This is a genomic window from uncultured Desulfovibrio sp., from assembly GCF_910584445.1.
Taxonomy (GTDB): domain Bacteria; phylum Desulfobacterota; class Desulfovibrionia; order Desulfovibrionales; family Desulfovibrionaceae; genus Desulfovibrio.
The window spans coordinates 65,382-72,675 of sequence record NZ_CAJUBO010000014.1 but is presented as its reverse complement, the minus strand read 5'-3'; the positions used below and the strand labels follow the sequence as shown (position 1 = coordinate 72,675).

Sequence of the window (7,294 nt, the reverse complement as noted above, 5' to 3'; positions counted from 1 at the left end):
AGTAGCTGTTTTTCAGGTTTCCGGCCGTGTTGGCAGCCAGCATATTGGTGTTGAGCGAGACCATCACGCGCCCCCTTCAGCGGCGGCGAAGGACGCGCGACAGTGCAAAATTTCAGCGATGATTCCGGAAAGACAGGATGCTACGGAGGCGGCAGGGCGCAGCCAGGGGGAGAAACCCGCGCCCACTGGCGGGTGTATCGCGGGAAGGCTGTTAAAACGCGGTGTTAATGTGTGTGTGTGTGTGTGTGTGTATATATAGCAAGAATCGTACACAACAGCGAAGCATTCCGCGTGCCGTGTATGCCGGAAGCACTATGACGGTGTGGATCGCGCATCATGATACCTCATGCCTGTCCGCATCGTGGATCCGCCGGCATGCCCGTCCGGCTGGGGGTGTCCCTTCTTCTTATCGGTCAGGATCCCGGCGGCGTTATGCCCCCGCATGTTCGTATGCAAGGTTCGCGCCAGGAATGTCTTGCCGGGTCTCTTCACCGGCGGCCGCTTGTTCCCCGCAGACGGTACCGCGCCGTCCCGCTACGCGACCGCGTTTCGTTCCTCTTCGGCCCAGGCGGCAAGGGCCTTGGTCAGTTCCGGGCCGGGCCGCACCTTGAGGGCGGCGTCCAGCCGCAGGCGGCACTCGCAGCCGTCCAGGCGGACGATGGCTTCCGCTTCCACCTCTCCCGCATGGCGTTCCAGAATGTTCCGCAAGGCCAGTATGTCCGCCCGGCCAAGCCGGTGCGCCGGTATCTCCACCTGGATGGGCGTATCGCTTTCGGCGCAGACCTCGGCCAGCAGGCGCACACGCTGGCCGAGCAGCTTGCACTCGGCGGCGGGCGCCTCGTTTTCCTCTTCCGCCTCGGGATTTTCGCGGTTGCCTTCTCCCTGGCTTTCCAGCCGCGCCGTCAGGCACAAGGGCTGTTCGCCGCGGATGAGTTCGCGCGCCTCGGCATAGTCTTTGGGGAAGAAGGTCACTTCCGCATGGCCGGTGAAATCCTCCACTGCCACAAAGGCCATACGGTCACCGCGCTTGGTGACGACCTCGCGCACGCTGGTGACAAGAACGGCGCAGTTGACCCGCGCGCCGGCGAAAAGTTCATGCAGCGCTTCAAGTGTTGTGAGGCCCAGGCGCGGGATCTCGCGGTTATAGGGCTGGAGCGGATGGCTGGTGAGGAAGAAGCCCAGGGCCTCCTTTTCCGCCTTGAGCCTGAGGTCGTCGGCCATTTCCGGAAGCGCCGCTTCCGGGCAGTCGAGTCCGATGCCGGGCAGGGGGGCGCTCTCCTGCGGCGGGGCCATGCTCAGCAGCGAGACCTGCGGGGAATTGCGGGCCTTGGCCTTTTTTTGCGCGCGCAGGACGACCAGCTCCAGCGCGGCGAGCATGGCCGCGCGGGGCACGCCGAAACAGTCGCAGGCGCCGCCCTTGATGAGCGATTCCAGAACGCGCTTGGTGACCTTGCGCAGGTTCACGCGGCAGGTGAGGTCGAAAAGGGAGGCATAGGCGCCGCCCTCGCGGCGCGCTTCCACAATTTCGCGGATGGCCTCGTCGCCCACGTTCTTGATGCCGCCCAGGCCGAAGATCACGCGACCGCCCCGGGCGGAAAACTCGCGCTCGCTCTCGTTGACCGAGGGCTGGGCCACTTCGATGCCCATGTCCTTGCAGGCGGCAACATATTTGAGGAGCTTGTCCTGGTTGCCCATCTCCGAAGTGAGCAGGGCCGCCATGAATTCCACCTTGTGGTGGACCTTGAGATAGGCCGTGAAATAGGAAATGAGCGCATAGGCGGCCGAATGCGACTTGTTGAAGCCGTATTCGGCGAATTTTTCCATGAGGTCGAAGATCTCGTTGGCCTTTTCGGCGGCGATGCCGTTTTTTTCCGCCCCGGCCACAAAGGTCACGCGTTCGCGAGCCATGGCCTCGGGCTTTTTCTTGCCCATGGCGCGACGCAGCAGGTCCGCCCCGCCCAGCGTGTAGCTGGCGATGATCTGGGCGATCTGCATCACCTGTTCCTGATAGACGATGACGCCGTGGGTATCGCGCAGGCAGTCCCGCAACGACTCGTGCGGAAAGATCACCGGCACCTGGCCGTGCTTGCGCTTGATGAATTCGTCCACCATGCCCGAGCCGAGCGGTCCCGGCCGGTAGAGGGCCAGCATGGCGATGATGTCCTCAAAGCAGGAGGGCCGCAGCATGCGAAGATACTGGCGCATGCCCGAGCTTTCCACCTGAAAGATGCCGTCCGTGTCGCCCCGGGCGTAAAGCTCGTAGGTGGCGGCGTCATCCAGGGAGAGCGTGTCGAGGTCGGGCGCCTCGGCGCCCTGGCGCGCGATGTTGTCCAGCGTATCCTGGATGAGGGTCATGGTCTTGAGACCGAGAAAGTCGAACTTGACCAGCCCCGCCTTTTCGGTCATGGGTCCGTCGAACTGGGTGACAAGTTCGCCGCGCTTGCCGAGATAGAGCGGCAGGTATTCCTCCATGGGCCTGTCCGAGACCACCAGACCCGCCGCGTGCGTGGACGCGTGGCGCGCCAGGCCCTCCAGCCGCCGGGCGGTGTCGAGCAGGCGCCGCACCTGAGGTTCCTCGTCCTGCAGGCGCTTGAGTTCCGGCTCCAGCTCAAGGGCCTTGTCGATGGTCATCTTCAGGCTTTCGGGCACCAGCTTGGCGATGCGGTCCGTCTCCGCAAAGCTCATGCCCAGGGCGCGGCCCACATCGCGCACCACGCCCCGCGCCTTCATGGTGCCGAAGGTGGTTATCTGCGCCACCGAATCCTCGCCATAGGTCTCCACCATGTGGCGGATCACGTCGCCGCGCCGCCGTTCGCAGAAGTCCACGTCGATATCGGGCAGCGAGACGCGCTCGATATTGAGGAAGCGCTCGAACAGCAGATTGTAGGGCAGCGGGTCAAGGTTGGTGATCTTCAGCGCCCAGGCCACCAGAGAGCCTGCCGCCGAACCGCGGCCCGGCCCCACGGGGATGGCGTGGTTCTTGGCCCAGTTGATGAATTCCTGCACGATGAGGAAATAGCCCGGAAAGCCCATTTCCAGGATGACGTCGATCTCGTGTTGCAGGCGCTCCCGGTAGCGGGCCGGGTCGATATGTTCGCGGTCCGGGTGCGCCTGGAGGCGTTTTTCCAGCCCCTCCTCGGCCAGCCGCCGGAATTCGGACTCCATGCTCGCGCCTTCGGGCAGCGGATACACGGGAAAATAATGGTGCCCGAAATCCAGTTCCACCTGGCAGGATTCCGCAATGCGCGCCGTATTGGCGAGCGCCTCGGGCACATGGCTGAAGGCGCGCTCCATTTCCTCCGCGGTCTTGTAATACAACTCCCGCGTTTCAAAGCGCATGCGCTTGGGGTCGTCCATGGTGGTCTGCGTCTGGATGCAGAGCAGCACCTCGTGGGCGTCCGCATCCCCGGCCTCAAGGTAGTGGCAGTCATTGGTCGCCACAAGCGGCAGGCGCGCGCTTTCGGCCAGTTCCAGCAGCCCGGTGTTGACGCGCTCCTGTTCGGCGAGTCCATTGGACTGAAGCTCCAGATAAAAGCGCCCGGGGTAGATGCCCGCGTACTCGTCGGCCAGGGCGCGGGCCTTGTCCATGTCGCCGGCGAGGATGGCGCGGGGGATCTCGCCCGCAATGCAGGCCGAAAGGCAGACAAGGCCGTCGGCATAGCGGCGCAGTTGCTCCTTGTCCACGCGGGGCTTGTAGTAAAACCCGTCAAGAAAGCCGTGGCTGACGAGCTTGACGAGATTGTGATAGCCGGCATCGTTCTGGGCAAGAAGGATCAGGTGGTTGCGACGCTTGCCCGTCTCCGGGCTTTTGTCCGTGTGGTCGGGGCAGACATAGACCTCGCAGCCGAGAATGGGCTTGAGGCCGAAGTCCTTGCAGGCTGTATAGAAATAGGCCGCGCCGAAGAGATTGCCGTGATCCGTGATGGCGCAGGCGCCCATGCCGTTGTCCTTGGCCCTGGCGCAAAGGTCCTTGATGCGGATCGCCCCGTCAAGAAGGCTGTATTCCGTATGGCAATGAAGATGGACAAAATCGGACATGGCGGCTCCGGAGAAGGCTTCAGGCTGTCGGGGAAGGATATCCTTCTAGCATAGGGGAGGGCCGGTCTCAAGGCGCCCGTGCCGTGCGGCGCGGCCGGATGCCGCGGGCACCGGGCGGGCGCAGCGCGTTTTTTGCGCGCAGGACCGTTCGGGAAGCGGTGCCCCCTCTGGTGTCCGCCTGCAAAAGCAGACGCTAGGGTCTGGGCCTATGTACACTCCCTCCAAAAATCGTCCACTTCCTTGCCAGCGCAAAAAAATCTTATTTTTTAGGATCCTTGCGGCGACAGCCCCCGCCCTTCGCTCCGCTTCGGGCGGCCAGCGGAAAAACCTCTTTTCCTCGCTGAAAAAAACATAACGTACTTTAATGAGTCCAGACCTAGAGAGGACGCGCCCGGGCAACACGCGCCAGCAGCGTCGCCACGGCCGCCGCCAGCAGAAGCCCCGGCGCAACGGCGTAGGCGCCTGTTGTTTCCAGCACGAGCATGATGCCTGTCAGCGGGGCGCGCTCGGCGGCGGCAAAGGCGCTTGCCATGCCCATGGCAATGAACGCCGCCATACCGCCGCCCCCGGCGATGCCGGCGGCCGTGAAAAAGGCGGCGCACAGCCCCCCGGCCACACCGCCCAGGGCCAGCACCGGCACCATCACCCCGGCGGGAACGCCCGAACCATAGCAAAACGACGTAAACAGGAGCTTGACGCACAGAAAGACGAGCAGCGCCGGGAGCGCGCCCCCTGATTCCATGGACCCGAAAATGGCAAGCCCCTCGCCGGTCGCCTGCGGATAGAAAAAAAGCATGAATGCCGCGCCGAGAAAGGGGAGGAGCGGATGCAGCAGGAGGGGGATGCGGCGTCCGCGTGCGTAGAGCCTCTGTGCCCCCCGGAGCATGCCGCAATAGACGATGCCCACAAGACCCGCGCAAATGCCCACTATCGCCGCTGTCCAGAGGAAGGACGGCGCCGGCGGCGCGGCGTCTTTGAGGGGCAGCATGAGTCCAAGCCCGAAAAGCCCCGTGGTGGCAAGATAGACCCCCAGGCTCGCGCCCAGCATCAGGATGAGCAGATTGCGCGAGATCCGTTCCTTCATGATTTCCAGCACATAGAAGATCCCGGCAAAGGGGGCGCTGAAGGCGGCGGCAAGCCCGGCGGCGCAGCCGCACAGGATGAGCATGCGGCGCTTGGCCGCATGGGTGGCCGCATCTCCGCCGCCATCGCACCGGGCGAGGCCGAGAGCAGTGGAAGCGCCCATCTGGATGCACGGACCTTCGCGCCCGACGGAAAGGCCGCAGGCCATGACAAGCCAGCTCCCGAGAAACTTGGGCAGCAGGATGCGCGTCAGGACGTTTTTTTGCGGTCCGGCGAGCGCCTGCGTGATCCATGCGGCGCCCCCGGAGCGGATGGCCGGGTCGCGCATGAGGCGCCCGGTGATCAGGGCGGCCAGAAGCGCGGGCAGGCCCCACGCCGCGCACATGAGCGGCTCCCCGGCATGGACGCGGAACCAGTCGAGCACGGCGGAGAAGGCCGCGCTGGAAGAGATGCGGAACACGGCGATGATGTTGCCCGCCAAAAGGCCGATGATCAGCCCCCACAGGGCAAGCCGGACCTCCTCGCCGGCGGTGTGCGCGTCAGGCGCGGGGAAATGCAGAACTCCGCCAATGCGCTGGAAAAAGGATGGACCCGCCATGAGCCGCCCCTGCGTTGAAGGTTCCGCCGGAAGTGCCGCGCGCCTGCCTAGCCACGCCCACTGATGGCAGCATATATCCTCCGCCCGTGATTTCCAATGGGTCCGGACGGCCCTGGCCGTGTTTGCATGGCGGTGCCCATTGGCATATGCTCGGGCTGCGGCATGTGGCCCATGCGCCGCCAGCATGGCGAACACCAGATGGAGGACATATCATGAAATATACGCGTTTCCGCCGCTTCCCGCTCGCGCTGGTCCTGGTTGTCGCCCTTGTGGCGGCAGTGGCCGGCTGCCGGGGAGCGCTGCAACGGGGCATGCTCGGAACGGCCTATGTTTCCACCGCCCGGCCCGACATTGCCATTGAGGCCAGGAACATGCCCCTGATGACTGCGGGCAGGGGCATGGCAAGCCTGATATGGAGCGACATGCTCGGCGGCCTTCCCATCCAGATGTGGCTTGCCGTTTATGGCGAAGGCGGCCTCGCGCCACTGGCTGTCGTGGCCCAGGCGGCGGTGCCCCAGGGCTGGTACTGGGACAGCATCACGTCCCATCCCCAGAGCGTGGATGAGACCGTGGAGACCTTTGGCGGTGTGGGGTACCAGGCGTGCACCTTCATCGTCGATCCCGCCCGCGACCCCTTCAGCGGCCTGGTCACGGCCGTCCATCCTGACGGAAGCCCGCAACTGTGGCTGGCGCGCTCCTTTGCCGCCCGCTTCAACTTCAATGATGATAAAATCATCATGGAATATCGCGAGCCGCTCCCGGAAGGTGTCGAATCCCTTGCAGCGCTTCCGTTCGGCCACTCCGAACTGCTCGCCGGCTTCGAGCAGCGGGCGCGCGATGCCTTTGCGGTCAGCGTCGCCCCGCAGGAGCTTGCGGGCGTGAAGACGGGGTTCATCCAGGGCATCCGGTGGCAGTATATGGGGCAGAATTTTCTCGGCACCGCTTCCCGGTATGATATCTACAATTTCGACTAGTGCCTGCCTGCAAAAAGCAGGTACTGCAAAATCCGCAAGGGTCTTGCGGCGGCGTAGCCGCCGGGAGTGAGCGGAAAATCATGTTTTTTCGCGAACGATCCTGCAAAAATTCCGCGCAGAATTCTGCGCGGAATTTTTGCAATCAGACACGAGTGCCTCTTTCGCAAACTGGCATCAGGCGCGTTGCGGCGGCCAGCATCCCGCGGGAGCCGGTTGACGAAGCTGAGGGCGTCCCCGGGCGCCCTTTCTCATTGCCGGCCCTCATGCGCGGAAACAGGGCGGCAGGCCGAACAGCCAGGATGCGGAAAAATTCAGTTTCTTATATCTGGCTTCATGTTGGGGATGCGTTCTGGAAAAACAGTGCGGGCGCAGTGCGCGGATGCAATGGGATGTTTCATTTGCGGGTTGCATATGTGCACAAAAGAGGCATCCGCCCCGCCTCTTTTTTCTTTCGGAAGGAATTTTTTGCCACCCACGCGAAAGAATTGACGTTGTCGCAAAGGTTGTGTAGTGTCTGTCCGTGTTGATTGATTGAAAGAGTCAACGCGGGTGCCAGAAGCATGCATTTCCCTTTTGCCGTTGTGCCGGAAATCGCTTTTGT

At 63.6% G+C, this 7,294-nt stretch carries 3 protein-coding genes; 1 reads left to right on the top strand and 2 read right to left on the bottom strand.

Annotation, left to right across the window (positions count from 1 at the left end; translation table 11 throughout):
* Window positions 1-534: 534 nt before the first annotated feature.
* Window positions 535-4,038: a DNA polymerase III subunit alpha gene (gene dnaE / locus QZ294_RS07945; RefSeq protein WP_297048693.1), complete on the bottom strand. Its 3,504-nt coding sequence runs from the start codon at window positions 4,036-4,038 to the stop codon at window positions 535-537.
* Window positions 4,039-4,414: 376 nt separating this feature from the next.
* Window positions 4,415-5,719: a chloride channel protein gene (locus tag QZ294_RS07940; RefSeq protein WP_297048691.1), complete on the bottom strand. Its 1,305-nt coding sequence runs from the start codon at window positions 5,717-5,719 to the stop codon at window positions 4,415-4,417.
* Between the two features lie 212 nt (window positions 5,720-5,931).
* Here QZ294_RS07940 and QZ294_RS07935 point away from each other — a divergent pair, with 212 nt between their 5' ends.
* Complete coding sequence (locus QZ294_RS07935) at window positions 5,932-6,693, top strand: DUF4851 domain-containing protein (protein ID WP_297048688.1); 762 nt, start codon at window positions 5,932-5,934, stop codon at window positions 6,691-6,693.
* Window positions 6,694-7,294: the final 601 nt, after the last annotated feature.